A 23435-nucleotide genomic window follows, 5' to 3' on the forward strand; every position below is an offset into this window, starting at 1 on the left:
AATGTATGGTGATCGGACTAACAAGGAGGCGCTTCGTTTGGAGCTGGAGCCAAAAGGTGTGCCTGCCGAGGTCGCCGCCGAGCTGCAAGCCATCGCGGCCGCCATGGCGGCCCGCGCCGAGGAGATCGTGTCCCGGCAATGGGCGCGGGCTCAGGAGCACCCGTCGTACGCCGTGATCGACGAGGAGGACCTGCGGGCGTCCGGGCGGCGCAACGTCTCGCGGGCGGTCGCCGTCCTGCGTGGTGATCCGCGACCGCAGGAGCGGGTGACCGAGGACGAGTTCGCCACCGGTCGCAGGCGGGCCCGGCAGGGCATCCCCGCCGAGGCGATGACCACGCTGTTCCGGGAGGTCTACGGGGTGCTGCGGGACGCCGTCGTCGAGACGGGGCGGGCCGAGGGCGTCGGCGTCGAGGCCCTGGTGACCGGCCTGCAGTGGCTCTGGCAGTCCGCCGACGAGACTGCGACGACGATGCTGACCGGCTACCACAGCGCCGAGCTGGACCAGGTTCGAGCCGAGGAGAGCAGGCGGGTGTCCTTCCTGACGGCGCTCCTGCTGGGGACGCTCCCGCCGCCCGCCTCGGCGGACGACGACGTGCTCGGCTACGGGCTGCGGCGGTCGGGCCGGTACTGGGTGGTGCGGGCGCGTGTCGGGCCCGAGGAGGGTGGACCGCTGTCCCGGCAACTGCTCGCGGCAGCTCGCACGGCGGGCGTCCCGGACCCACTGCTCGGTCCGGTGGACGACGAGGTGGTCGGTGTGCTGAGTGCGCCGCCGCCCGCGGACCTCCCCTGCGGCGGGCTCGTCGCCGTCGACGGCCCCGGGGTGCCCGCCGACTTGCACGACGTCTACGGCGCCGCCGGGGAGCTGCTCGCCGGAGGACTGCGGGCCGGCAGGCGCGGGATCGTCGATCGCGCGTCCCTGGGTCTGCGGCTGGCCGTGTACGACCGTCGGGATGTAGGTGAGCATCTCTGCGCGCGCTACATCCGGCCGCTGCAGCGCACCCGGATGGGACGGGACGTGCTCCGCACGCTGCGGGTCCATCTCGCCCACCGGCGGTCCGTCGCGGAGACGGCCCGCGTGCTGACGGTCCACCCCAACACCGTGCGGTACCGGGTCGAGCGGTTCGTCGAGATCACCGGGGCGGACCTGACCGACACCGAGACGCTCGCCGAGGTGTGGTGGGCGTTGGAGTTCGACAACCCGGGCTAGGCTGCGTTCGATCACGAAACGGTGCGTGGCGGAACGGGGGAGCCGTGTCGGCTGGTGGTGGGACCCGCGCGATTCTCGCGGCTCTGGGGGCGAACGCGGGCATCGCGCTGGCGAAGTTCATCGGGTACCTGGTCACCGGGTCGTCGTCCATGCTCGCGGAGGCGGTGCACTCGGTGGCGGACACCGCCAACCAGGGGCTGCTGCTGCTCGGCGGGCGGACCGCCCGGCGCCGGGCCAACCCGGAGCACCCCTTCGGCTACGGCCGGGACCGGTACTTCTACTCGTTCGTCGTCGCGTTGTTGCTCTTCACCCTCGGCTCGGTCTTCGCGATCTACGAGGGCATCCACAAGCTGGAGGAGCCCGAGCCGCTGACCTCGCCGCTGGTCGCCGTGATCATCCTGCTGGTCGCGGTGTGCCTGGAGGGCTACTCGTTCCGCACGGCGATGCGCGAGTCGACGCCGCTCAAGGGCGATCTGACGTGGTGGCAGTTCATCCGGCAGGCGAAGGTGCCCGAGCTGCCCGTGGTGCTGCTGGAGGACACCGGCGCCCTGGTCGGTCTGGTGTTCGCGCTGGCGGGCGTCGGCCTGACCGTGCTGACGGGCGACCCGGTCTGGGACGCCGTCGGCACGCTCTGCATCGGCACCCTGCTCGGTGTCATCGCGATCATCCTGATCGTCGAGATGAAGAGCCTGCTGATCGGCGAGGGCGCCGCCGCCCCGCTGCTCTCGACGATCGTCCGGGAGCTCGAGGCGGGCGTCGCGGTGGAGCGGGTCATCCACATCAAGACCCTCTACCTGGGCCCCGAGGAGCTGATGGTGGCGGCGAAGCTCGGGTTCACGTCGGGCCTGCCGGTCGACGCCGTCGCCGCGGCGATCGACGAGGCCGAGGCCCGGGTCCGCGGTGCCGTGCCCGAGGCCCGGGTCATCTACCTCGAGCCGGACCTGGATCGTTCGCGGGTCGCCTCCTGACCTGCTCGAAGATCAGGCTCGTCTGGGTGTTGGCGACCTCCTCACGGGAGTTCAGCGCCACCACGAAGTCCCGCAGCGCCGCCGAGTCCGCCGCGGCCACGTTCAGCAGGTAGTCGTCGACGCCTGCGAGGAACCAGCAGGCGCGCACCTCGGGCAGCCGGGTCAGGACGTCCTCGAACTCGCGCATCCGCCGTCGGGCCGCGGCCTGCAGTCGGACCGACACCATGGCCTGCAACGGCCGTCCGGTCGCGGCCGGGTCGACGTCCGCGTGGAAGCCGCGGATCACGCCGCGCTCGCGCAGCGACCGGACCCGGGTCAGGCACGTCGAGGGGGCCACCCCGACCCGCTCGGCCAGCGCGTTGTTGGGGATGCGTGCGTCGAGCTCCAGCTCGCGCAGGATCGCGCGGTCCACCGGGTCGAGCCGCACATCGTTCGGTGAGGCACCCCGCCGAGCCGCACTCGCTGACGATTCTTCCGACATGCCACGAGGTTACAGAATCTTCCACCGTTCAGTTCCCGCTCTGGCGACGTTTCTTCGATACTGGTGTCCGACACCGGCGGATCGGGAAGGACTGGGCATGCGGATCGGCGTACCGGCAGAGGTCAAGGACAACGAGTTCCGGGTGGCCCTGACCCCCGCGGGCGTGCACGAGCTGACCCGACGCGGTCACGAGGTCGTCGTCGAGCAGGGCGCGGGCCTGGGTTCCTCGATCACCGACGACGAGTTCAAGGCCGCGGGCGCGGAGCTGCGCGCGAGTGCGGACGAGGTCTGGGACGCCGCCGAGCTGCTGCTCAAGGTCAAGGAGCCGGTCGAGTCCGAGTATCACCGCCTGCGCCCCGACCTGACCCTGTTCACCTACCTGCACCTGGCCGCCTCCCGCGCCTGCACCGATGCGCTGCTGGCCGCGGGCACCACCGCGGTCGCCTACGAGACCGTGCGCACCGCCGACGGCCGCCTCCCGCTGCTCGCCCCGATGAGCGAGGTCGCCGGGCGGCTCGCCCCGCAGGTCGGCGCCTACCACCTGATGAGCGCGCAGGGCGGCCGCGGCGTGCTGATGGGCGGCGTCCCCGGGGCGCCGCGCGCGCACGTCGTCGTCCTCGGGGCCGGGGTCTCCGGCTCGCACGCCGTGCAGATCGCCGTCGGGATGGGCGCCCGGGTCACCGTGCTGGACCTCAACGTCGACGCCCTGCGCCGGATCGACGCGCAGTACCAGGGCCGCGTCGAGACCGTGCACTCCACCGCGTACGCCATCGAGAAGGCGGTGCTCGACGCGGACCTCGTCATCGGCGCCGTGCTCGTGCCCGGGGCGAAGGCCCCGACCCTGGTGTCGAACGAGCTCGTCGCGCGGATGAAGCCCGGCGCGGTGCTCGTCGACATCGCGGTGGACCAGGGCGGCTGCTTCGCCGACACCCGCCCCACCACGCACGCCGAGCCCACGTTCCGGGTGCACGAGACGGTCTTCTACTGCGTCGCGAACATGCCCGGCGCCGTCCCGCACACCTCCACCCACGCGCTGGCCGCGGTCACGCTCCCGTACGCGATCGCGTTGGCGGACAAGGGGTGGAAGCAGGCCCTGCGGGACGACCCGGCCCTGGCGGGCGGGCTCAACACCTGGGCGGGCGTGCTGACGAACGCCGAGGTCGCCGCCGCGCACGGCCTGGAGTCCCGGACCGTCGAGTCCGTCCTGACCGCCTGACCCGTGCGCGGCGATCGTCGCCATGGCGACGATCGCCGCGCACGGGTCAGGCCAGGATGACGCCGACCTCGCGCATCTCCTTGAGCGTGCGTGCGGTGGACTCGGGGGCCACTCCCGCGCACAGGTCCGGCAGGAGCCGGGTGCGCAGGCCTGCGCCGAGGGCGTCGAGCGCGGTGGCGCGCACGCAGTAGTCCGTGGCGATGCCGACGACGTCCACGGCGTCGATCCCCTTGTGGTGCAGCCACTCCCGCAGCGCGACGTGCCCGGGCTCGGCGCCCTGGAACCCGGAGTACGCCGCGGTGAACTGCCCCTTGTCGAACACCGCCTCGATGCGCGCGACGTCCAGCGCCGGGTGGAAGCTCGCCCCCGGCGTGTCCGCGACGCAGTGCACCGGCCAGCTGTGGACGAAGTCCGGGGTCTCGCTGAAGTGGTCGCCCGGGTCGATGTGGAAGTCCCGGGTCGCGACGACGGCGGCGTACTCGCCGCTGCGTGCCTGCTCCGACACGGCGGCGGCCACCGCGGCGCCGCCCGCGACGGCGAGCGAGCCGCCCTCGCAGAAGTCGTTCTGCACGTCGACGACGATCAACGCGCGCATCAGGCCTCCGTCGGGAAGACGGTCGGGATCGCAGGCTCCCCACGGGAGAGCTTGAGTCCCTCCCACGGCACCGACACCAGCGCCTGGCGCAGCCGCTCGCGACCCTGGGCCAGCGTCGGGACGTCCGGGACGACGTCACCGCTGCGGACCAGCGGGATCGGGAGCACCCGGTCGTGCGGGCCGACCTGCGGCGCGATCGTCACCGGGTGCACGACCTCCTCGACGGCGGTCCCGGTGGGCTTGTGCCTGCGCAGCGCCGACTTGCGCCCGCCGCGGGACTCCTTGCTCGACGACCGCTTCGCGACCGGGCGCCCGTCCACCTCGACGAGCTTGTAGACCATCCCCGCCGTCGGGGCGCCGGACCCGGTGACCACGCTCGTGCCCACGCCGTAGGAGTCCACCGGCTCGGCCCGCAGGCTCGCGATCGCGTACTCGTCCAGGTCGCCGGACAGGACGATCCGCGTGTTCGTCGCACCGAGGGAGTCCAGCTGCTCGCGGGCCTGGTGGGCCATCACCCCCAGGTCGCCGGAGTCGATCCGGATCGCGCCCAGCTCCGGGCCCGCCGCCTCGACGGCCAGCTCGATGCCGCGGTGGATGTCGTAGGTGTCGACGAGCAGCGTCGTGTCCGTGCCCAGGGCCTCGACCTGGGCCCGGAAGGCGCCCAGCTCGTCGTCGTGCAGGAGGACCCACGCGTGCGCGGCGGTGCCCGCGGCCGGGACGCCGTAGCGGCGGGCGGCCTCGAGGTTCGACGTCGTCGCGAAGCCCGCCAGGTAGGCCGCGCGGGCGCTCGCGACGGCCGCCTCCTCGTGGGTGCGGCGGCTGCCCATCTCGATGATGGGTCGGCCACCCGCGGCGGTGACCATCCGCGCGGCCGCGCTCGCGATGGCGCTGTCGTGGTTGAGGATGCTCAGGAAGAGCGTCTCCAGGACGCACGCGTCGGCGAACGTGCCGGTGACGGTCAGGATCGGGGAGCCGGGGAAGTAGAGCTCGCCCTCGGGGTAGCCGTCGATGTCTCCGGAGAACCGGTAGCCGGAGAGCCACTTCAGCATGCGCTCGTCGAGCCTGCCCTCGAGACTGGCCAGCTCCGCGTCCCCGAAGCGGAAGTCCTGCAAAGACTCCAGTACCCGGCCGGTCCCGGCGACGACGCCGTACCGACGCCCGTCGGGCAGCCTGCGGGCGAAGAGCTCGAAGGTGCACCGGCGGTCCGCGGTGCCGTCCGCGAGCGCTGCCGCGACCATGGTCAGCTCGTACATGTCGGTGAGGAGCGCGGTGCTCCCGTTGCCGCTCATGTCGCGAGCCTATGCGGCGTTCTGGGCGGATGGGGCAGCGTGTCACCATGGAGACATGTCCGCGCCGCTGAGCTCGCCCACCACCCAGGTGGACCCCGACCTGGACGAGGACGTCGCCGGTGACACGCCGTGGCAGGCGGTCGTGTGGAACGACCCGGTGAACCTCATGTCGTACGTCACCTACGTGCTGCAGAAGGTGTTCGGGTACCCGGAGCCCAAGGCCACCGCGCTGATGCTCGACGTGCATCACAAGGGCAAGGCCGCCGTCTCCGCCGGGGACAAGGACAAGATCGAGACCGACGTCGCCAAGCTCCACGCCGCGGGGCTCTGGGCGACCATGCAGCGCACGTGAACGGCTGGAAGAAGGCCGGGCGGGGCGCGCGCGTGCGGCTCGTCGCCACCATGGAGGAGCAGGAGGCGTCCGTCCTGCGCGGACTGGTCGGCGAGGTCGTCCAGATGCTCGACGGGCGCGAGGCCGAGTCCCCCGCGGACGAGCTGGCCGAGCTCACCGGCATGCGCACCGGGCCGTCGAAGCGCCCCGAGGACCGGGTCCTCGCCCGCCTGCTGCCGGACTTCACGATGGAGGACGCGGACCTCGCCGCCGGCCTGCGCTCGCTGCACGAGCCGTCGTTGATCGAGGCCAAGCGGGACGCGGCCACCACCGTGCTGCGCGGGCTGCCGCCGCGGGGCGGGCGGGTGGAGCTGTCGGTCGAGGAGGCGGACGTCTGGCTCGCCGCCCTCAACGACGTCCGGCTGGCGTTGGGCACGGCCCTCGACGTCTCCGAGGAGACCCCCGACTCCTTCCCGGACGACGACCCCCGTGGCCCGCACCTGGGCGTCTACCACTGGCTCACCTTCGTGCAGGACTCACTGGTCCAGGCCCGGCTGTCCCTGCTCTGATTCGCGATCGCGAACGGTGTGGGCCTTTTCCTTCCCCGTTCGGTGAGCCGCTGAGATCATCGGCTGCATGACCGCGCCGAACGTCGGCTACGCCCGCCTGCTGGACCACGCGCAGGAGGGGTATGCCCCGGTCCTGACCGGCCGTGCTCTGGCGATCGACGTGGAGCGGGCGCGGGAGGTGGTGGGGAGGTTGGAGGCGGTGGCGGACGAGGTCGGGGAGCTGCACCGTCAGCTCTCGGCGGTGCGAATCGAACCACCGGCCAACGACGACGTCAGCCGCAATGCTGCTATGCAGAGCGCTCGAATGGTCACGGCAGGCCGCTCTTATCTGAGCGCGTGGCACCAGGACATCGTGACATCGATACGGGCGCTCAAGCAGCAGGTCGACGACTATGCCGCCGCGGACCGCGGAAACGCCGCTCGACCATGATCGTGCTGGTCAGACGTCTTCTGTTGTTCGCTGTTCTCCTCGCCACAATCACTGCATGTTCCCCAGTGGGTGAGCAGAGAAGCGCCTCGCCGGCTGACACGACTCCGGCTCCGTCGCGACAGGTCTCCGATCCGCTCGACGCTCACGGCGTGGCCGCCTGTGATCTCCTTGCTCCTGCGGCACTTCAGCACGCAGGCATGGAGCCGGGCTCGGCAACCGACACCTCGAGTGCATCTGCAACGGGATGTCTATGGCGCTCAAGTGATCACGCGGAGACTCTGGAGTTCGTGCTGAACCTGGGCATGCCGGTAGAGGTCATGGATGCGTCGGTCGGTGTTGTTCCCGACTACGTGGCGGGAGAGCTCCGCGGATTTCCGTCGGTTCGTGAGGGTGCGATCGACTCATCCATCTGTACTACATACGTCGCTATCGCATCGACTCAAGTCTTCTCCACGGAAGTCAGTTCGCGTGCCGAAAGCCCAGCTCTCGCAGCGTGTGATCGCGCCGAGCTGGCTGCCCTCGCAGCGCTCGACGCCCTTGCGGCGCGTTCGCGGTAGCGGACGCCTTCTTTCGCTGTCGGCAGGTGATGAGGCATGCCTGGCCAGGCACGGGGTGCCTGCAGGTCCGGGCTCGGCTGCCCCTGCTCTGATTCGCGATCGTGAACGGTGTGGGGATTTTGCTTCCCCGTTGGGTGGGCCGCTGAGATCATCGGGCGTATGACCGCGCCGAACGTGGGCTATGCCCGCCTGCTGGACCACGCGCAGGAGGGGTATGCCCCGGTGCTCACGGGTCGTGCTCTCGCGATCGACGTGGAGCGGGCGCGGGAGGTGGTGGGGAGGTTGGAGGCTGTCGCGGACGAGTTGCGAAGCGAGGTCGAGCGGCTCGCGATGATTCAGGTGGTTCCCCCCGGGCATGACCCGGTAAGTCGCAACGCTGCAGCGCAGTCGGACCGAATGATTTTCGCTAGCCGCGCCTACCTGCGATCGTGGCACGACGATGTTGTGGCGGGAATAGATGCCTTGCGGCAGCAAATCGCAGATTTCGTCGAGGCTGACCGACGGAACGCGGCACGTTTGTGAGCGCGCGTGGCCTGCTTCTGGTGTTCGGACTCTTCTGGCTGAGTGCTTGCTCCGGCGGTTCGCCCGAACCTGTCGTGGACAAGTCGGTCGCGCCACCCCTTGACGCTCGGGGTCTTGTGGCGTGCAACGTTGTCGACCCGAGTGCACTCAAGGCGGCCAGAGTTGAGCCTGGTACGGCCACTGATGCATCGAACGAGCTGGCGTCGCGATGCGACTGGCAGTCAGCTGACGGTGCCGATTCCTTAAGTCTGCTTATCAACGTCGACTACAACATAGAGCGAATCTATGCTGCTGCAGACTCGATAGGCGGATCTGAAAGGTTTGAAATCGACGGCTACAGGGCCGTCCGCGAAGGAGGCGTCGACGCAACTATTTGCACGGTCTATGTCGCCGTCGGCGAGGACCAGGTGATCTCGGCCCAGTCGGGCTCGCGGTCGCCCGAGTCGCCGCGCCCGTGCGAGAGGGCGGGTGCTTTCGCGGGGGCCGTGATCGACGCGCTCGCGGCGCGTTCGCGATAGCGAACGACTTCGCGGGTTCGCGCCCGGCTCGTCGTCGGGTGGGGGATCGTCCGCGTATGGCCAGGTATGAGGGGACCAGTACGCCGTTCGAGTCGATGTCGTTGAAGGACATTCGTGAGCCCGTCGTCGCGGGGGCGGGGGCCGGATCGATCCGGGTCGCGGCGGACGCGCTGGAGGACGTCGGGCGCAGGCTCGACGCGCTCAACGGCGAGATGGCGAGCATCGAGCGGGCCTATGCCGAGGCCCACCAGGGCGACACCGCCGAGCGGACCCGCAGCTTCCTGCGCGTGCTCGGCGAACCGGGCCGCCTCGGCGCGCTCACCTTCCCGAGCGCCGTGCGGGCCCTGCGGGAGCAGGCCGAGCACTACGAACTCGCCCGCACCGGCATGGAGGCCGTCGAGCCTGCCGCCACCCCGTCGACGGCCCGCACCGCCGCGGAACTCGGTCGGCGACACCGTGACCAGGCGGCGTCGGTGGCGCGACGCTACGAGAACGCGTCGAACCAGAACCTGGTGCAGGCCTTCGAGCCCTTCACCCCGGTCGGCATCCAGCCCCCGAACGGGGAACCGGTGGATCTCGGCCCGGCGCCGCAGTTCCCGCAGGCCGGGTCGGTCGGGGCGGGGTCGGTGCCGCTCGCCCCCGCCCAGGTGACGGGCGTGCCGGTCACCCCGGTCGACAGCGGGGCACGGGCTCCCGAGGTCGCTCCGTCGCAGGCCGGTGCCGTCGGGGGCGCGCAGCCCGGCGCTTCCGGCGGCGGATCGGGGGGATCGTCCGGCGGCCCGCGCGTCGACGGGCTCGGATCGACGGGGCTCGGTACGGCCCCGTCGGGGGCGCAGGCGGGACGCGGTCCCGGTGCTCCCGGCGCCGCCGGCCCCGGAGGGCGGGCCGGCTCGGCCTCGGGTCCCGGCCCGATCGGATCCACAGGCCTCGGGCGCGGCCCGTCGGGAGCCGGGGCCACCGGGTGGACCGGACGAGGTCGGCCGGGGACCGGCGGCGAGCCGGGCGGGCGCGGGGCGGGAACCGTCGGGGGGCGTGGGACGAACGGGGTGGGGGTCGGCCGGGCGGGCGGCGGGGTCGCGGAGGGCGCGGGTCGCGGCATCCCGGGGCGCGGCGTGCTCGAACCGGCCCCGCGGGGTGCGGTCGGGGAGCGGGCCGGGGTGCTCGGGGCGGAGGAGGCGCGGCCGACCCCGCGGTCGACGTCGTCGTCCCACCTGCCGTTGGTCCCCGGTGCGGGGGCCGGGGCGCGGCCGGGGGAGAGCCGGGGGCGGCCCGGCTGGTTGGTCGAGGAGGACCCGGAGGGGGCGTGGGCGGCGGACGTGCCGGACCACTGTCCGCCGGTGCTCGGCCGCCGGGACGTGTGAGTCTCGCCGGGGGTGTGTGCTCTTGTCGGGGGTGTTACGTAGGCTGGACGCGTGCTGGTCATCCGGAGGGATCTCCTCGACGAGATCGTCGCGCATGCCCGCCGGGACCACCCGGACGAGGCGTGCGGCGTCGTCGCGGGCCCGGAGGGGTCGGACCGGCCGGAGCGCTTCATCCCGATGCTGAATGCGGCGCGGTCGCCCACCTTCTACGAGTTCGACTCGGGTGACCTGTTCCAGCTGTACAAGCAGATGAACGCCAACGACGAGGTGCCCGTGGTGATCTACCACTCGCACACCGCGACCGAGGCGTACCCGTCGCGCACCGACATCTCCTACGCCTCCGAGCCCGAGGCGCACTACGTGCTGGTCTCCACCCGCGACTCGGCGGAGACGAACCACACGGGCCACGAGTTCCGGTCGTTCCGGATCGTCGACGGTGTGGTGACCGAGGAAGAAGTTCAGGTCGTGGAGACTTATATGTTCGCGCACACGGGCGCGGACGACGTCCCCGACCTCGGCTGACCCGCCCTCGCCACCGCACGTCTCGACACGATCAGGAGTACCGAAGAACCATGGCCGTCACCGTCTCCATCCCGACCATCCTCCGCACCCACACCGGGGGCGAGAAGGCCGTCGAGGCGAAGGGCAGCACCGTCGCCGAGGTGATCGAGGACCTCGAGTCGCGCCACAGCGGCCTGAAGGACCGGCTGCTCAAGGACGGCAAGCTCCACCGCTTCGTCAACATCTACGTGGACGACGAGGACGTGCGCTTCGCCGGCGGCCTGGAGGCTCCGGTCAAGGAGACCTCGACCCTGACCATCCTGCCGGCCGTCGCCGGCGGCATGCGCTGAGCTGACGGCACCGGCGGCGGGTGATCCCCGCCGCCCAGGCCGCCCTGGAGGAGCGATGGCGCGCTACGACTCCCTGCTGCAGGCGGTGGGGGACACCCCACTCGTCGGGCTCCCGTCGCTGTCCCCGGCGGAGAACGTCCGCCTGTGGGCGAAGCTCGAGGACCGCAACCCGACCGGCTCGATCAAGGACCGGCCCGCCCTGGCCATGATCGAGAAGGCCGAGGCGGACGGGCTGCTCACACCGGGCTGCACCATCCTGGAGCCGACCTCGGGCAACACCGGCATCTCGCTCGCCATGGCCGCGAAGCTCAAGGGCTACCGGATCGTCTGTGTGATGCCGGAGAACACCTCCGAGGAGCGTCGCCAGCTGCTGTCCATGTACGGCGCGCAGATCATCTCCTCGCCTGCGGCCGGCGGCTCCAACCAGGCCGTCGCCATGGCCAAGGAGCTGGCCGCCGAGCACCCCGACTGGGTGATGCTCTACCAGTACGGCAACCCGGCGAACGCGGACGCGCACTACCGCACCACCGGGCCCGAGATCCTGCGGGACTGCCCCGAGATCACGCACTTCGTGGCGGGCCTGGGCACCACCGGCACGCTGGTCGGCACCGGCCGCTACCTGCGCGAACAGAAGCCGGACGTGCAGATCATCGCCGCCGAGCCGCGCTACGGCGAGCTGGTGTACGGCCTGCGGAACCTCGACGAGGGCTTCGTCCCGGAGCTCTACGACCCCAGCGTGCTGACCGGCCGCTACTCCGTCGGCAGCTACGACGCGCTGCGTCGCACCCGTGAGCTGGTGGAGAAGGAGGGGATCTTCGCCGGCATCTCCACCGGCGGGATCCTGCACGCCGCCCTCGCCGTCGCTGAGAAGGCCGCAGGCTCCCACGAGTCCGCGGACATCGTGATCGTGGTGTGCGACGGCGGCTGGAAGTACCTCTCCACCGGCGCCTACAGCGGCGCGCTGGACGACGCGGCCGAAGGCATCGAGGGCCACCTCTGGGCCTGAGCCCTCAGCGCCTGGTGATCACCGCGGCGGTCAGCCCAGGTGGGCGACCTGCGGGGTGGTGACCTCCCGCGTGCCCGCGCGGACCAGGACCATGATCAGCGCGGTGCCGATCAGGAGCAGGGCGGCGGCCCAGGCGAAGGCGACGACGTAGCTGTACACCGCCACCTCGGCCATCTGCGACGGGTCGGTGATCGGGTGCTCCGCGAGCCGGCTCGCCGCGGCGGTGGTCGCGATCGTGTTCAACAGGGCCGTGCCGAGCGAGGCGCCGACCTGCTGGGTGGCGTTGAGCACCGCGGAGGCCGCCCCGGCGTCCTGGTTGCCGACCCCGACCAGCGCGAGGCTCGCCAGCGGGACGAACGAGAGCCCGAGCCCGAGGCCGAGCACCAGCTGGGCGGGCAGGAGCAACGTCAGGAACGAGCTGTCCGGCGTGATCAGGGTCAGCAGGATCATCCCCGCCGCCGCGACGAGCCCGCCCGTGACCATCAGCGGCTTCGGCCCGATCCGCGGCATCAGCTGGGAGGCGACGCCCGCCGCGACGAGCACACCCCCGGTGACCGGCAGGGACGCCAGCCCCGCCTGCAGCGGCGTGTACCCCAGCACGATCTGGAAGTAGAAGGTCAGGAACAGGAACGCGCCGAGCAGGCCGGCCCCCACGAGCGTCGAGAAGAGGTAGGCCCCGCCGCGGTCGCGCTGCACGAGCAGCGCCAGCGGTACCAGCGGGTGCGAGGACCGCTGCTCGATCACCACGAACGCCACCAGCAGCACCACGGCCGCGCCGAAGCTGCCCAGCGCCCACGGCGCGGACCAACCGTCCTCCGACGCCCGGGTGAAGCCGTAGACCAGCGCGACCAGGCCGAGGGTCACCGTGACCGCACCCGGCACGTCGTACCGGGTGTCCCCCTGCGCGCGGCTCTCCGGCACGAACACCAGCGCCAGCGCCACCGCGACCACCGAGATCGGGATGTTGACCAGCAGGCACCACCGCCAGTCGGCGTACTCGGTGAGCACCCCGCCGAGCACCAGTCCGACCGCCGACCCGCCGCCCGCGACCGCGCCGAACACGCTGAACGCCTTCGCCCGCTCGCCGGGCTCGGTGAACAGCACTGTGAGCAGCGCCAGCCCGGCCGGGGCCAGGAGCGCGCCGAAGACACCCTGGAGGCCGCGGGCGGCGAACAGGGTGAGCGCGTCCTGCGCGAGCCCGCCGAGACCGGAGGCGAGGGCGAACCCCAGCGCCCCCACCACGAAGGTGCGCTTGCGCCCCCAGAAGTCCGCGATCCGCCCGCCGAGCAGCAGCAACCCGCCGAACGCCAGCGTGTAGGCGGTGACCACCCACTGGCGGTCGGCGTCGGAGATACCGAGGTGGGCCTGGGCCTGGGGGAGCGCGATGTTCACGATCGTCGCGTCCAGCACCACCATCAGCTGGGCGAGCGCGATCACGAACAGCGCGGCCCAGCGGCCGGGGTGCGGGGCGGGGGTGGACATACGGATCATTCTGCCGACGCGGTCCGACGGTTTCGGTTCTCAGGGCTTTCACGGCTGGGTGACACCGGATCCCGCTACATTCGAAGGCATGACCTTGCCGCAGGTCCCCGCGCCCACCCCGCCCCGCAGCCTCTCGCGGATCATCCCGCCGCACCCGCTGCGCGCCGCGGTGATCATGCTGGTGTTCACGGGCGCGCTCTACGCCCTGGAGCTGTTCGACCAGGCCACGGGCGAGGGCCTCGACAACGACGGCATCATCGCCCGCAACCTCGACGGGCTGTGGGGCATCGTCTGGGCCCCGCTCCTGCACGGCGGGTGGCCGCACCTCATCGCGAACACGCTGCCCTTCCTGGTCTTCGGATGGCTCGCGATGGCGGGCGGGCTGCGGCAGTGGGTCGGCGTCACGGCGCTGATCTGGATCGGCAGCGGGGTCATGGTCTGGCTGACGGCACCGAGCTTCGTCTCCACCATCGGCATGTCGGGGGTGATCTTCGGCTGGCTGCTGTTCCTGCTGGTCCGCGGCTTCTTCGCCCGGTCGGGCAAGCAGATCCTGCTGGGGCTCGTCCTGCTGGTGCTCGAGGGTGGCATGCTGTTCGGCGTGCTCCCCGGCACCCCGGGGATCTCGTGGCAGGCGCACCTGTTCGGTGCCGTGTTCGGGATCCTCGCCGCCTGGCTGGTGGCCAAGGCGGACCGGAGAACCGCGATCTGAGGAGGGCCGTGAAGGACGCGCCGATCGGCATCTTCGACTCCGGCGTCGGCGGGCTCACCGTCGCGCGCGCGGTGATCGACCAGCTCCCCACCGAGCGGATCGTCTACGTCGGCGACACCGCGAACGGCCCGTACGGCCCGCTGAAGATCGCCGACATCCGCAGGCACGCCCTCGCGGTCGGGGACGATCTCGTCGAGCGCGGGGTGAAGCTGCTGGTCATCGCCTGCAACACGGCGGCGGCGGCCTGTCTGGCGGATGCCCGGGAGCGCTACCCGGTGCCCGTCATCGAGGTCCTCCGCCCCGCCGTCCGGCGCGCGGTGGCCGCCACCCGCACCGGCCGCATCGGGGTGATCGGCACGAGCGCCACCATCGCGTCGGGGGCCTACCAGGACGCCTTCGCCGCGGCGCGGGACGTCGAGATCACCGCGGTGGCCTGTCCGCGGTTCGTGGACTTCGTGGAACGCGGCATGACCAGCGGCAGGCAGGTGCTGGGCCTGGCCCAGAGCTACCTCGCGCCGCTGCAGCAGGCCGAGGTGGACACCGTGGTGCTCGGCTGCACGCACTACCCGCTGCTCGCGGGCGTGCTGCAGATCGTGCTGGGCCCGGACGTCACCCTGGTCTCCAGCGCGGACGAGACGGCGAAGGACGTCGTCCGCACCCTGATGGCCGAGGATCTCGCCCGCGAACCCACCGACCCCGTCCTGGGGCCGCACGAGTTCCTCGCGACCGGGGACCCGGAACCTTTCCGCAGGCTGGGCCGCCGGTTCCTCGGCCCCGAGATCGGCCGGGTCGAGGCGCTGGGCGAGCGGGTGCTCCGGTAGCGTCGCAGCGTGTTCGGCTGGCTGGAGATCGTCGCGTACGTCGCGGCGGCGGTGGTGGCGGTCCACGGGATCGTCGCCACGGTGCGGGGCAGGGCGCCGGACAAGACCCACCGCTGGGCGGTCGGGGCGTTCGAGGCGGTCCTGGTGGTCCAGGCGCTGATCGCCGCGGGCCGGGTGTTCTTCGGCGGGGTCACGCTGCCGGAGCAGACCACGTTCCTGATCTACCTGCTGGTCAGCGTGTGCGTCATGCCGATCGCGCTGCAGTTCGCCACGGCCGAGCCCACGAGGTGGGGCGGCACGGTGATCGCGGTCGGGGCGGTCGGCACCGCCGTCGCGGTGTGGCGGCTCCACGGGCTGTGGGTGGCCGGTGTCTGAGCCCGGACCCCGCCCGACGTCGAGTGGACCCGGCCGGGTCCTCGTCGCCGTCTACGCGATCTTCGCGCTGTCCGCCACGGCCCGCGCCCTGGTGCAGATCGTCGGCCGGTTCTCCGAGGCGCCGCTGGCGTACGTGCTGTCGCTGGCCGCGGGCGTCGTCTACATCCTCGCGACGATCGGGCTCGCAGGCCGCAGGCCGTGGCACCGGCGGCTGGCCTGGGCGGCGGTGGCGTTCGAGCTGGTCGGAGTGCTCGTGGTGGGCACGCTGACGGTGTTCGACGCCGGGGACTTCCCCGACGACACCGTGTGGTCGGTCTACGGCCGCGGCTACGGGTTCATCCCGCTGGTGCTTCCGTTCATCGGACTGTGGTGGCTGCGGCGGACCGGACGCCCGGGTTAGCCTCCTGACCATGAAGCTCGTGGTGCTGGGGTGCTCCGGCAGCGGGCCGGGGCCGGCCTCGCCCGCCTCCGGCTACCTCGTCGAGGCGGGGGACACCCGCCTCGTGCTCGACCTCGGCAACGGCACGTTCGGTGCGCTGCAACGGTTCGTCGACCCCTTCGCGCTCGACGCCGTGGTGTTCAGCCACCTGCACCCGGACCACTGCGCGGACTTCTCGGCCCTGTCGGTGTGGCGGCGCTACCACCCCGCGGCCCCGCCCGCGGTCCCGCTGCCGGTCTACGGCCCGGCCGAGGCGGAGGACCGGTTCGCGGCCCAGTACGCCCCCGGCGCCGCGCAGCGCGGGTCCGGCGAGTTCGCGGGGGTCTACACGTTCCACACCCACGTGCCACGGACCGCCGTCGGCGACGTGGTGCTGCGCACCGCCGCGGTCGACCATCCGTGCGAGGCGTACGCCCTGCGCGTCGAGCACGGGGGGCGGAGCCTGGTCTACAGCGGCGACACCGGGCCGTGCGAGGGGCTCGTCGAGCTGGCCCGGGGCGCGGACGTCTTCCTGTGCGAGGCCTCCTGGCCGCACACGCCCGACATGCCGAGCGGGGTCCACCTCTCCGGCAGGCAGGCGGGGGAGCACGCCTCGGCCGCCGGCGTCGGCACGCTCCTGATCACCCACGTCCCGGCGTGGATCGACGCGCAGGCGGTGCTCGCCGAGGCCAAGGGCGCGTTCGACGGACCGGTGGAACTGGTCCGCGCGGACGGCGAGTACGCCGTCCTGCGAAACTGACCGGGTGACGCGAGCCGACGGCAGGACCGACGACCAGCTGCGCCCCGTGCGCCTCACCCGTGGTTTCCAGAAGCACCCGGCAGGGTCCGTGCTGGTCGAGTTCGGGGACACGAAGGTGCTGTGCGCCGCCAGCGTGACCGAGGGCGTGCCCCGCTGGCGCAAGGGTTCCGGGCTCGGCTGGCTCACCGCCGAGTACGCGATGCTCCCCAGCGCCACGAACACCCGCTCCGACCGGGAGTCGGTCAAGGGCCGGGTCGGTGGCCGCACCCACGAGATCTCCCGGCTCATCGGCCGGTCGCTGCGGGCGTGCATCGACCTGAAGGCGTTGGGCGAGAACACGATCGCCCTGGACTGCGACGTCCTGCAGGCGGACGGCGGCACCCGCACCGCCGCGATCACCGGGGCCTACGTGGCCCTCGCCGACGCGGTGAGCTGGCTGGGCGCCCGCAACGCGCTGGCGGACCCGAAGCCGCTGTCCTGCCAGATCGCGGCGGTCAGCGTCGGGGTCGTCGACGGGCGGGTGCGCCTCGACCTGCCCTACGAGGAGGACTCGCGGGCCGAGGTCGACATGAACGTCGTCGCGACGGACACCGGCACGCTCGTCGAGGTGCAGGGGACCGGGGAGGGCGCGACCTACACCCGCGCCACCCTCGACGCGATGCTCGACTCCGCGCTGGCGGGCATCGAGGAGCTGACCCGGCTGCAGCGGGAGGCGCTGGCGTGACGATCCTGCTGGCCACCCGGAACGCGGGCAAGCTCGTCGAGTTCCGCAGGCTGCTCACCGGGCTGGAGGTCGTCGGCCTGGCCGACGTCCCCGAGTTCCCCGAGGCCCCCGAGACCGGCGCGACCTTCGCGGAGAACGCCCTGGCCAAGGCCCGGGACGCCGCCGCGGCGACCGGGCTGCCGTCCGTCGCGGACGACTCCGGCCTGGCGGTGGACGCCCTCAACGGCATGCCGGGTGTCCTGTCGGCCCGATGGTCGGGCAAGCACGGAGACGACCTCGCGAACCTGAACCTGCTGCTGGGCCAGCTCGGCGACGTGCCCGACGAACGCCGGGGCGGCGCGTTCATCTGCGCCGCGGCCCTCGTCCTGCCCGGCGGGCGGGAGACGGTCGTGCACGGCGAGTGGCGCGGCCGGATCATCCGGGAACCGCGCGGGACCAACGGCTTCGGCTACGACCCGATCTTCGTCCCGGACGGGGAGACCCGCACCAGCGCCGAGCTCAGCCCGGCCGAGAAGGACGCGGCCAGCCACCGCGGCCTCGCCTTCCGCGCCCTGCTCCCGTACCTGTGAGCGGCGATCGTCGCCATGGCGACGATCGCCGCTCACGAGGTCAGTCGGTGGGGTCGGGCTCGGCGAGCACGCGCTTGGCCACGGCGAAGGCGCTGTTGGCCGCGGGGACCCCGCAGTAGATCGCGCTCTGCAGCAGCACCTCGACGATCTCCTCGCGGGACAGCCCGTTGCGCAGCGCGGCGCGCAGGTGCAGCTCCAGCTCGGCGAGGTGGCCGTGCGCGACGAGTGCGGTCAGGGTGACCGCGCTGCGCATCCGCCGGTCGAGGCCGGGTCGGGTCCAGATCCCGCCCCACGCGTACCGGGTGATCATCTCCTGGAACTCGCCGGTGATCTCGTCGGCCCGTTCCAGGGAGGCGTCGACGTGGGCGGCGCCCAACACCTCGCGGCGGACAGCCAGGCCTGCGGGGTCCAGGTCGAGATCGCGCTTGTCGGTACTCACGGCGGCACCCTAGACGCCGCAGGGCCTGCTCCCGGGGGACGGGTGCGCGCCCCGGGTCGGTACCGTGGTTCCACGTGAGGTGGTGGCGGGTCGCGGCGGCCCTCGGCGGACTCGTCGTCCTCGTCGGGGCGGGGCTGCTGGTCGTGCACGTCTACGGCGTCCCGAAGGTCTCGGACCTGCGCCGCATCACCGGCGAGGCCGGGATGTGGGCGCCGCTGCTCTTCCTCGGGCTCCAGACGCTCGTCTGCGTCACCCCCGTCCCGCGCACGGTGTTCACCATCGCGGCGGGCGCCCTGTTCGGCTCCGCCCTCGGCCTGACCGTGACGATCGTCGCGACGACCCTCGCCGCCGTGCTGGCCTACGGCCTGGTGCGGGTGACGGGTCGGGGGTTGGTCGAGCGGTACGTGCGGGGGTCGGCGGTCCGCTGGGCGCGGCGCAGGCTGGACCACCACGGCGTGCTGGCGGTGACCTCGATGCGGCTGGTCCCGGCCGTGCCGTTCTTCGCCCTGAACTACGTGTGCGGGCTGTCCTCGGTGCGCTTCTGGCCCTACCTCGTCGGCACGGTGGTCGGGATCGTGCCGGGCACCGTGGCGATCGTGGTGCTCGGCGACGCGGTGACGGGCCGGCCCTCCACGGCCACGATCGTCGCGTCCGTGGTGTGCGGGCTGATCGGCCTGACGGGGATCGTCGTCGCCGCCCGCAGACCCGTCCCGGAGGAGGAGTCTGCGGAGGCGGCGACCCCGCAGTGACCTGCGGGCCCGCCGTCACGACGGGCCGAGTGCCGGCGGCGGGATTCGAACCCGCACTGTCACGGACCTAAACCGTGTGCCTCGGCCAATTGGGCTACGCCGGCTGCGCCGTACGGGGGGAAGCGGCCCCCGTCGTCGACGGCGCACTCAGCATACGGAGCGGTCCGGCACCCGGGTACGGCGGCCGTGAGGCACTCAAGATCCGCGAAAGTGTGCCGTCACCGTCGTCCGGAGCGCGCTGAGTGCACGGAAACGGTGATCATGCAGCACTGAGCGCACGAAACGTGCCCACCCCGGGCCCTCAGAGCTTGAGGTCCTTGCGGAGCTTGGCGACGTGGCCGGTGGCGCGGACGTTGTACATCGCGGCGGCGATCTTCCCGTCCTCGTCGACGAGGAAGGTCGAGCGCAGGACGCCGGTGACGGTCTTGCCGTACATCGTCTTCTCGCCGAAGGCGCCCCAGGCCTGCAGGGTCGTCTTCTCCGGGTCGGAGAGCAGGGGGAAGGTGAGCCCCTCGGCGTCCCGGAACTTCGCGAGCTTGGCGGGCTTGTCGGGGGAGACGCCCAGGACCTCGACACCCTCGCCGTTGAGCTCCGCGAGGTTGTCCCGGAAGTCGCAGGCCTGCTTGGTGCAGCCCGGGGTGGAGGCGGCCGGGTAGAAGTAGACGATCACCTTGCGGCCGCGGTAGTCGGCGAGCGAGACCGGCTTCCCGTCGGCGTCGGGCAGGGTGAGGTCCGGGGCCGGGTCGCCCACGGCGAGGCGTGTGCTCATCACCCGATCCTGTCAGATCCGCCGTCGGACCCGCCGCACCCGCCGCGCCCGGGAGACCGGCCTCGTCTACGGTGTGCCCCAAGCAGTTCGCCGAGGGAACAGGAGCGAGTCGTGGCCCGCGACCCCGAGAACATCCAGCAGGAGATCGAGAAGACCCGGGACGCGCTCGCCGCCAGCCTGGACGCGCTCACCGACCGGGCGAACCCGAAGCGGTTCGTGGACTCCGGGAAGCAGCAGGTCCAGGCCAAGCTCGACGACCCGAAGATCCGCTACGCGCTGATCGGCGTCGGCGTCATCCTCGCCGCCGCCGTGCTCAAGAAGCTGTTCTCCTAGGACTTCTTCGCGAACGAGGCGGCCAGGTCCCGGGCCGCCTCGCGGGAGGCCTTCTCCTGCAGCAGCGCCCGGTAGCGCACCACGTACCGGGCCGCGCCGAACCCCGCCACCGCCACGAGCCGGTCGTCGGCGAAGTAGCCGATGACGGTGCCCTTGATCGGGCCGCCGTCCAGACCTTCGCCGAGCAGCTGCTCCACCGCGTCGGCGGCCGCGGGCTCCCCGATGACCTGGATCTTGAGCCCGAACTGGTCGGACCAGACGTAGGGCACGGTCTCGGGCGGCGCCTCGGTCCCGGTGATGGACCGTGCGACGACCGTCGCCTGGTCCGACGTGGACGTCCAGTGCTCGTGGCGGTGCCGGGCGCCGTCGGGGCCCTCCCAGGCGGCGGCGTCGCCGAGCGCCCACACGCCGTCGAGCCCGACGACCCGGCCCCGGGCGTCGCACGGCACGCCGTCGGACAGGTCGAGGCCGGTGTCGGCCAGCCACTCCAGGTCCGGCACCCCGCCGATCCCGACGACCACGACGTCCGCGGCCACCCGGGTCCCGTCCGCGAGCTCCACGCCGCCGTCGGCGAAGCCGGTGATCCGCGCCCCGAGCCGCAGCTCGACCCCACCCTCGGTGATCAACCGGCCGGCGAGCCCGCCGACCTCCTCGCCGAGGCCGCGCGCCAGCGGGACCGGGGCCGCCTCGAGCACCGTGACGGCGACGCCCTTGGCCGCCGCGGTGCTGGCCACCTCGGCGCCGATGAACCCGGCGCCGACCACGACGAGCGACTGCGCCGTCTCGAGCTCGGCGCGCAGTGCCAGCGCGTCGTCCAGGGTGCGCAGGGTGTGCACGGAGTCGGGCTGACCCGGCAGCCGGCGCGCCACCACCCCGGTGGCCAGCACGATCGCCTCGGCCGCGAGCACCGACCCGTCGGCGAGCTCGACCTCGCCGGGCCGCAGCGCCACGGCGGGCAGGCCCAGGTAGAGCCGGACGCCGAGGTCCTCGAGCGCGGCGTCGTCCTTGAGGGAGACCCGCTCGGGTTCCCACTCGCCCGCCAGCAGCTGCTTGGACAGCGGCGGGCGGTCGTACGGCGGGTGCGGCTCGGCGCCGACCAGGCTGATCCGACCCTCGTAGCCGGCCTGGCGGAGCTGCTCGACGGTGCGGATCCCGCCGAGCCCCGCTCCCACGACCAGCACGTGCTGAGGTCCACCGCTCAACGTCCACTCCTCTTCGTCGGCGGGTGCATTCTCACCGACGCCACAGGACTACCCGGTGCGGGTGTCCGGATCAAGCCTGGACCGCAGCCTGCCCAGCGTCTGCGTGAGGAGCCGGGAGACGTGCATCTGGGAGATGCCGACCTGCTCCGCGATCTGCGTCTGGGTCATGTTGCCGAAGAACCGCAGCATGACGATCGTGCGCTCGCGTTCGGCGAGCTCGGCCAGCACCGGCCGCAGCGCCTGCCGGTAGTCCACCCGGTCCAGCTCGGCGTCCGCCTCGCCGACGAGCTCGCCCACCGTGGCGCTGCCCTGTTCGGACGACAGCATCTCGTCCAGCGACGAGCTGCGGTAGGCCTCCGAGGCCTCCAGGCCCTCCAGGACGTCGGCCACGGGCACGTCGAGCCGCTCGGCGATCTCGGTGGGCTTGGGGGCGCGGCCCAGCTGCTGGGACAGCTCCGACACGGCCGAGTTGATCGACACGTGCATGTCCTTGAGCCGCCGCGGGACCCGCATCGACCAGCCCTGGTCGCGGAAGTGCCTGCGCACCTCGCCGGAGATCGTCGGCACGGCGAAGGAGAAGAAGTCCGAGCCCTTGTCCGGGGAGAACCGGTCGACGGCGTTGATCAGCCCGACCGTGGCCACCTGGACGAGATCGTCGAGCGGCTCGCCGCGGTGGGCGAAGCGCCGCGCGATGTGCTGCGCGATGGGCAGGAACCCGGTGACGAGCTGGTCCCGCAGCCGTTCGCGGCGCGGGTCCTCCGCCGCGAGCCCCGAGTACTCCGACAGGAGCGGAGTGAGGTGCCCGTACTCGGAGTCGGCCGCACTCACCGGGGCGTCGGGTCGGCGCGCTTGTTGAGGAGGATGCCGACCGAGCGCCCGCCGTCCGTGCGCAGCTCGACCTCGTCCGCCAACGTCTGGAGCACGCGCCAGCCGAACGTGTCCGTGGAGACCGTGGACTCCGGTCCGGCGGTGTCGACCCGGGCCTCGACCTCGATCACGTTGCCGTGCACGGTGAACGAACACTGCAGCGCGGAGCCGGGCGACGCGACGTCCACCAGGGTGGCGCAGGCCTCGTCCACGGCCATGCGGAGGTCCGAGATGGCGTCGAGGTCGAAGTCCGCGCGCGCGGCCAGGTCGGACGCGACGGCGCGGATGGTCGGGATCAGGGCGGCCGTGGCGCTCGTGCGGACCTCGACCACCGACCCACCACCGCCCGGGGTGCCAGTGGGCTCCACTGCGGACACTCGCTCTCTCTCCCTGCTGTCGGGGGCCCTCGTCGTCATCGTGCTACCCGAGCGTCGTCGAAATCAATCCACCTGTGACGACGCGCCGCCCGGCAGCGTCGACAGGTCGTCGTGCAGGGTGAAGAGCCGGTCCGACCCGGTCACCTGCAGCGGGCGGGCGACGGCGCGTCCCCCGGCCACGAGGTGCAGGTCGCGCCCCTGGGCCCGGGCCTGGTGCGCGGCGCGGATCAGCACGGCCAGCCCGCTGGAGGCGAGGAACCCGACGCCGCTCAGCTCCACCCCGACGACCCCGTCCGTGGGGTCCGCGGCCAGGAGCGCGGTGAGCGCCTCGTCCAGCGCGGGCGCGGTGAGCGTGTCGATCTCACCGCTCACCCACACCACGGCGGCGCCGGAGGAGTGGCGCTCCTGCCGGGTGACGAGCGTGCCGGGGCGGGTCGAATCCTGCGGAACGGACACGGCGGACCTCACCTCCAGCTCGTCGAAAGCCAGCTCGTCGAAAGCGCTGCCGCGGCCGGACGGACCGGAGGTCGAGTGGTTCTCGAGACGCGCGAGTAGCCGGTCGGCTGAGGTCTCAACCGATCGCGGGGCACGCTACCGGTGTGCCCGGCGCGTTCGCCTCCCGGGGCCACGCGTCCGGACGGCGGGTACCGGTTGGGCCGTCCGCCGTCGGACGGCAGTCCGGATGCGCCGGCCGGTCGTGGCGCGGGGTCGCGGGCCCGTGTGGGCCCGACAGGTCTGCGACGCCGATCACTCGTCCGGGGCACCGGGCGTCCGGGAGGGTTCGACGGCGACGTCCGGGACGTCCGGTTCGCCGTTCGTCCTCCCCGGACTACCTCTGCGCCCGAACGGGGGAACCGGCCGGCCGTCGGCGCGGCCCGTTCACGGACGGTCGGGGGCCATTCGTCGTGGAATCGCGCATACGTGGACGCGGACAGGAAAC

At 72.4% G+C, this 23435-nt stretch carries 32 protein-coding genes and 1 tRNA gene; 22 read left to right on the forward strand and 11 right to left on the reverse strand.

All coding sequences use genetic code 11. The annotated features are described in order from the left end of the window. The first annotated feature begins 58 nt into the window (after positions 1-58). Positions 59-1207, forward strand: coding sequence for a CdaR family transcriptional regulator (locus L3X23_RS36415; RefSeq protein WP_237196933.1), 1149 nt, complete (start codon positions 59-61; stop codon positions 1205-1207). A gap of 44 nt (positions 1208-1251) precedes the next feature. Continuing rightward, the gene (locus tag L3X23_RS31630) at positions 1252-2175 is read left to right on the forward strand and encodes a cation diffusion facilitator family transporter (protein WP_237196935.1); all 924 of its coding nucleotides are present in this window, start codon (positions 1252-1254) and stop codon (positions 2173-2175) included. On the opposite strand, the gene L3X23_RS31635 is transcribed toward L3X23_RS31630, so the two are convergent. Continuing rightward, positions 2129-2587 carry an Lrp/AsnC family transcriptional regulator gene (locus L3X23_RS31635; RefSeq protein ID WP_237196937.1) on the reverse strand — a complete coding sequence of 153 codons (459 nt, stop codon included), beginning with the start codon at positions 2585-2587 and terminating at the stop codon, positions 2129-2131. The two genes, L3X23_RS31630 and L3X23_RS31635, sit on opposite strands and share 47 nt — an antisense overlap. A gap of 166 nt (positions 2588-2753) precedes the next feature. Between L3X23_RS31635 and ald the strand changes: the two genes are divergently transcribed. Then, entirely contained in the window at positions 2754-3872 is a 1119-nt protein-coding gene (gene ald / locus L3X23_RS31640) for an alanine dehydrogenase (RefSeq protein WP_237196939.1), read from the forward strand. Between the two features lie 46 nt (positions 3873-3918). Here ald and L3X23_RS31645 read toward each other — a convergent pair whose 3' ends face one another. Both L3X23_RS31645 and L3X23_RS31650 read right to left on the reverse strand, forming a co-directional pair. Next, entirely contained in the window at positions 3919-4470 is a 552-nt protein-coding gene (locus L3X23_RS31645) for an isochorismatase family protein (RefSeq protein WP_305080988.1), read from the reverse strand. Next, positions 4467-5756: a nicotinate phosphoribosyltransferase gene (locus L3X23_RS31650; protein WP_237196943.1), complete on the reverse strand. Its 1290-nt coding sequence runs from the start codon at positions 5754-5756 to the stop codon at positions 4467-4469. Before L3X23_RS31650 ends, L3X23_RS31645 begins: the two co-directional genes overlap by 4 nt. A gap of 55 nt (positions 5757-5811) precedes the next feature. Between L3X23_RS31650 and clpS the strand changes: the two genes are divergently transcribed. The 10 genes from clpS (at position 5812) to L3X23_RS31695 (ending at position 11901) form a co-directional block, all read left to right on the forward strand. After that, positions 5812-6108 carry an ATP-dependent Clp protease adapter ClpS gene (gene clpS / locus L3X23_RS31655; protein WP_093087037.1) on the forward strand — a complete coding sequence of 99 codons (297 nt, stop codon included), beginning with the start codon at positions 5812-5814 and terminating at the stop codon, positions 6106-6108. Further along, the gene (locus L3X23_RS31660) at positions 6105-6656 is read left to right on the forward strand and encodes a DUF2017 domain-containing protein (protein ID WP_237196945.1); all 552 of its coding nucleotides are present in this window, start codon (positions 6105-6107) and stop codon (positions 6654-6656) included. The genes clpS and L3X23_RS31660 overlap by 4 nt, the downstream gene beginning before the upstream one ends. Before the next feature lie 67 nt (positions 6657-6723). Beyond that, entirely contained in the window at positions 6724-7086 is a 363-nt protein-coding gene (locus L3X23_RS31665; RefSeq protein WP_237196947.1) for a hypothetical protein, read from the forward strand. Continuing rightward, positions 7083-7643, forward strand: a complete 561-nt coding sequence (locus L3X23_RS36725) for a DUF3558 family protein (protein WP_374204953.1) — start codon at positions 7083-7085, stop codon at positions 7641-7643. Before L3X23_RS31665 ends, L3X23_RS36725 begins: the two co-directional genes overlap by 4 nt. Before the next feature lie 159 nt (positions 7644-7802). Continuing rightward, positions 7803-8165: a hypothetical protein gene (locus L3X23_RS31670; RefSeq protein WP_237196948.1), complete on the forward strand. Its 363-nt coding sequence runs from the start codon at positions 7803-7805 to the stop codon at positions 8163-8165. Positions 8166-8185: 20 nt separating this feature from the next. After that, positions 8186-8683, forward strand: a complete 498-nt coding sequence (locus L3X23_RS31675) for a DUF3558 family protein (protein WP_237196950.1) — start codon at positions 8186-8188, stop codon at positions 8681-8683. A gap of 56 nt (positions 8684-8739) precedes the next feature. Further along, positions 8740-10044 (forward strand): hypothetical protein, encoded by a 1305-nt coding sequence (locus L3X23_RS31680; RefSeq protein ID WP_237196952.1) that lies wholly within the window; start codon positions 8740-8742, stop codon positions 10042-10044. 51 nt (positions 10045-10095) lie between these two features. Then, positions 10096-10566: a Mov34/MPN/PAD-1 family protein gene (locus L3X23_RS31685; RefSeq protein WP_093087056.1), complete on the forward strand. Its 471-nt coding sequence runs from the start codon at positions 10096-10098 to the stop codon at positions 10564-10566. 50 nt (positions 10567-10616) lie between these two features. Beyond that, on the forward strand, positions 10617-10895 hold the full coding sequence (locus L3X23_RS31690) for a MoaD/ThiS family protein (RefSeq protein WP_093087059.1): 279 nt from the start codon (positions 10617-10619) through the stop codon (positions 10893-10895). A gap of 55 nt (positions 10896-10950) precedes the next feature. Further along, complete coding sequence (locus tag L3X23_RS31695) at positions 10951-11901, forward strand: PLP-dependent cysteine synthase family protein (RefSeq protein WP_093087062.1); 951 nt, start codon at positions 10951-10953, stop codon at positions 11899-11901. Positions 11902-11931: 30 nt separating this feature from the next. Here L3X23_RS31695 and L3X23_RS31700 read toward each other — a convergent pair whose 3' ends face one another. Continuing rightward, positions 11932-13383: an MFS transporter gene (locus L3X23_RS31700; protein WP_237196954.1), complete on the reverse strand. Its 1452-nt coding sequence runs from the start codon at positions 13381-13383 to the stop codon at positions 11932-11934. A gap of 88 nt (positions 13384-13471) precedes the next feature. On the opposite strand from L3X23_RS31700, the gene L3X23_RS31705 reads away from it, so the two are divergent. From L3X23_RS31705 to rdgB, 7 genes are read left to right on the forward strand one after another with little or no spacing between them, the layout of a single operon-like run. Next, positions 13472-14092: a rhomboid family intramembrane serine protease gene (locus L3X23_RS31705; protein ID WP_237196956.1), complete on the forward strand. Its 621-nt coding sequence runs from the start codon at positions 13472-13474 to the stop codon at positions 14090-14092. Positions 14093-14100: 8 nt separating this feature from the next. Continuing rightward, positions 14101-14913 (forward strand): glutamate racemase, encoded by an 813-nt coding sequence (gene murI / locus L3X23_RS31710; protein ID WP_237196957.1) that lies wholly within the window; start codon positions 14101-14103, stop codon positions 14911-14913. 9 nt (positions 14914-14922) lie between these two features. Then, on the forward strand, positions 14923-15288 hold the full coding sequence (locus L3X23_RS31715; protein ID WP_237196960.1) for a hypothetical protein: 366 nt from the start codon (positions 14923-14925) through the stop codon (positions 15286-15288). Continuing rightward, positions 15281-15688, forward strand: coding sequence for a hypothetical protein (locus tag L3X23_RS31720; RefSeq protein ID WP_093087073.1), 408 nt, complete (start codon positions 15281-15283; stop codon positions 15686-15688). Before L3X23_RS31715 ends, L3X23_RS31720 begins: the two co-directional genes overlap by 8 nt. Before the next feature lie 10 nt (positions 15689-15698). Then, a complete protein-coding gene (locus L3X23_RS31725; RefSeq protein ID WP_237196962.1) occupies positions 15699-16466 on the forward strand; it encodes an MBL fold metallo-hydrolase in 768 nt (255 codons plus the stop codon). A gap of 4 nt (positions 16467-16470) precedes the next feature. Further along, complete coding sequence (rph, locus tag L3X23_RS31730; protein WP_093087079.1) at positions 16471-17190, forward strand: ribonuclease PH; 720 nt, start codon at positions 16471-16473, stop codon at positions 17188-17190. Next, on the forward strand, positions 17187-17759 hold the full coding sequence (rdgB, locus tag L3X23_RS31735) for an RdgB/HAM1 family non-canonical purine NTP pyrophosphatase (protein WP_237196963.1): 573 nt from the start codon (positions 17187-17189) through the stop codon (positions 17757-17759). Before rph ends, rdgB begins: the two co-directional genes overlap by 4 nt. Before the next feature lie 40 nt (positions 17760-17799). On the opposite strand, the gene pcaC is transcribed toward rdgB, so the two are convergent. Further along, on the reverse strand, positions 17800-18198 hold the full coding sequence (pcaC, locus tag L3X23_RS31740) for a 4-carboxymuconolactone decarboxylase (protein WP_093087085.1): 399 nt from the start codon (positions 18196-18198) through the stop codon (positions 17800-17802). 74 nt (positions 18199-18272) lie between these two features. Here pcaC and L3X23_RS31745 point away from each other — a divergent pair, with 74 nt between their 5' ends. Beyond that, positions 18273-18947, forward strand: a complete 675-nt coding sequence (locus L3X23_RS31745) for a TVP38/TMEM64 family protein (RefSeq protein WP_237196965.1) — start codon at positions 18273-18275, stop codon at positions 18945-18947. Between the two features lie 30 nt (positions 18948-18977). On the opposite strand, the gene L3X23_RS31750 is transcribed toward L3X23_RS31745, so the two are convergent. Beyond that, positions 18978-19051 (reverse strand) — tRNA-Leu (locus L3X23_RS31750). Positions 19052-19248: 197 nt separating this feature from the next. Continuing rightward, positions 19249-19716, reverse strand: coding sequence for a thioredoxin-dependent thiol peroxidase (bcp, locus tag L3X23_RS31755; protein ID WP_237196967.1), 468 nt, complete (start codon positions 19714-19716; stop codon positions 19249-19251). A gap of 111 nt (positions 19717-19827) precedes the next feature. Between bcp and L3X23_RS31760 the strand changes: the two genes are divergently transcribed. Beyond that, positions 19828-20049: a DUF3618 domain-containing protein gene (locus L3X23_RS31760; protein WP_093087094.1), complete on the forward strand. Its 222-nt coding sequence runs from the start codon at positions 19828-19830 to the stop codon at positions 20047-20049. Here the strand turns inward: L3X23_RS31760 and L3X23_RS31765 are convergent. The 4 genes from L3X23_RS31765 to L3X23_RS31780 all read right to left on the reverse strand — a co-directional run bounded on the left by L3X23_RS31765 (position 20046) and on the right by L3X23_RS31780 (position 22951). Next, positions 20046-21251, reverse strand: a complete 1206-nt coding sequence (locus L3X23_RS31765) for an NAD(P)/FAD-dependent oxidoreductase (RefSeq protein WP_237196969.1) — start codon at positions 21249-21251, stop codon at positions 20046-20048. The genes L3X23_RS31760 and L3X23_RS31765 overlap by 4 nt on opposite strands. A gap of 48 nt (positions 21252-21299) precedes the next feature. Continuing rightward, on the reverse strand, positions 21300-22079 hold the full coding sequence (locus L3X23_RS31770) for a SigB/SigF/SigG family RNA polymerase sigma factor (RefSeq protein WP_237196972.1): 780 nt from the start codon (positions 22077-22079) through the stop codon (positions 21300-21302). Next, positions 22076-22495, reverse strand: a complete 420-nt coding sequence (locus L3X23_RS31775) for an ATP-binding protein (RefSeq protein ID WP_237196974.1) — start codon at positions 22493-22495, stop codon at positions 22076-22078. Before L3X23_RS31775 ends, L3X23_RS31770 begins: the two co-directional genes overlap by 4 nt. A 63-nt stretch (positions 22496-22558) precedes the next feature. Beyond that, the gene (locus L3X23_RS31780) at positions 22559-22951 is read right to left on the reverse strand and encodes an STAS domain-containing protein (protein ID WP_237196976.1); all 393 of its coding nucleotides are present in this window, start codon (positions 22949-22951) and stop codon (positions 22559-22561) included. Positions 22952-23435: the final 484 nt, after the last annotated feature.

This window comes from Pseudonocardia sp. WMMC193 (assembly GCF_021728735.1).
GTDB classification, from domain to species: Bacteria; Actinomycetota; Actinomycetes; order Mycobacteriales; family Pseudonocardiaceae; genus Pseudonocardia; species Pseudonocardia oroxyli.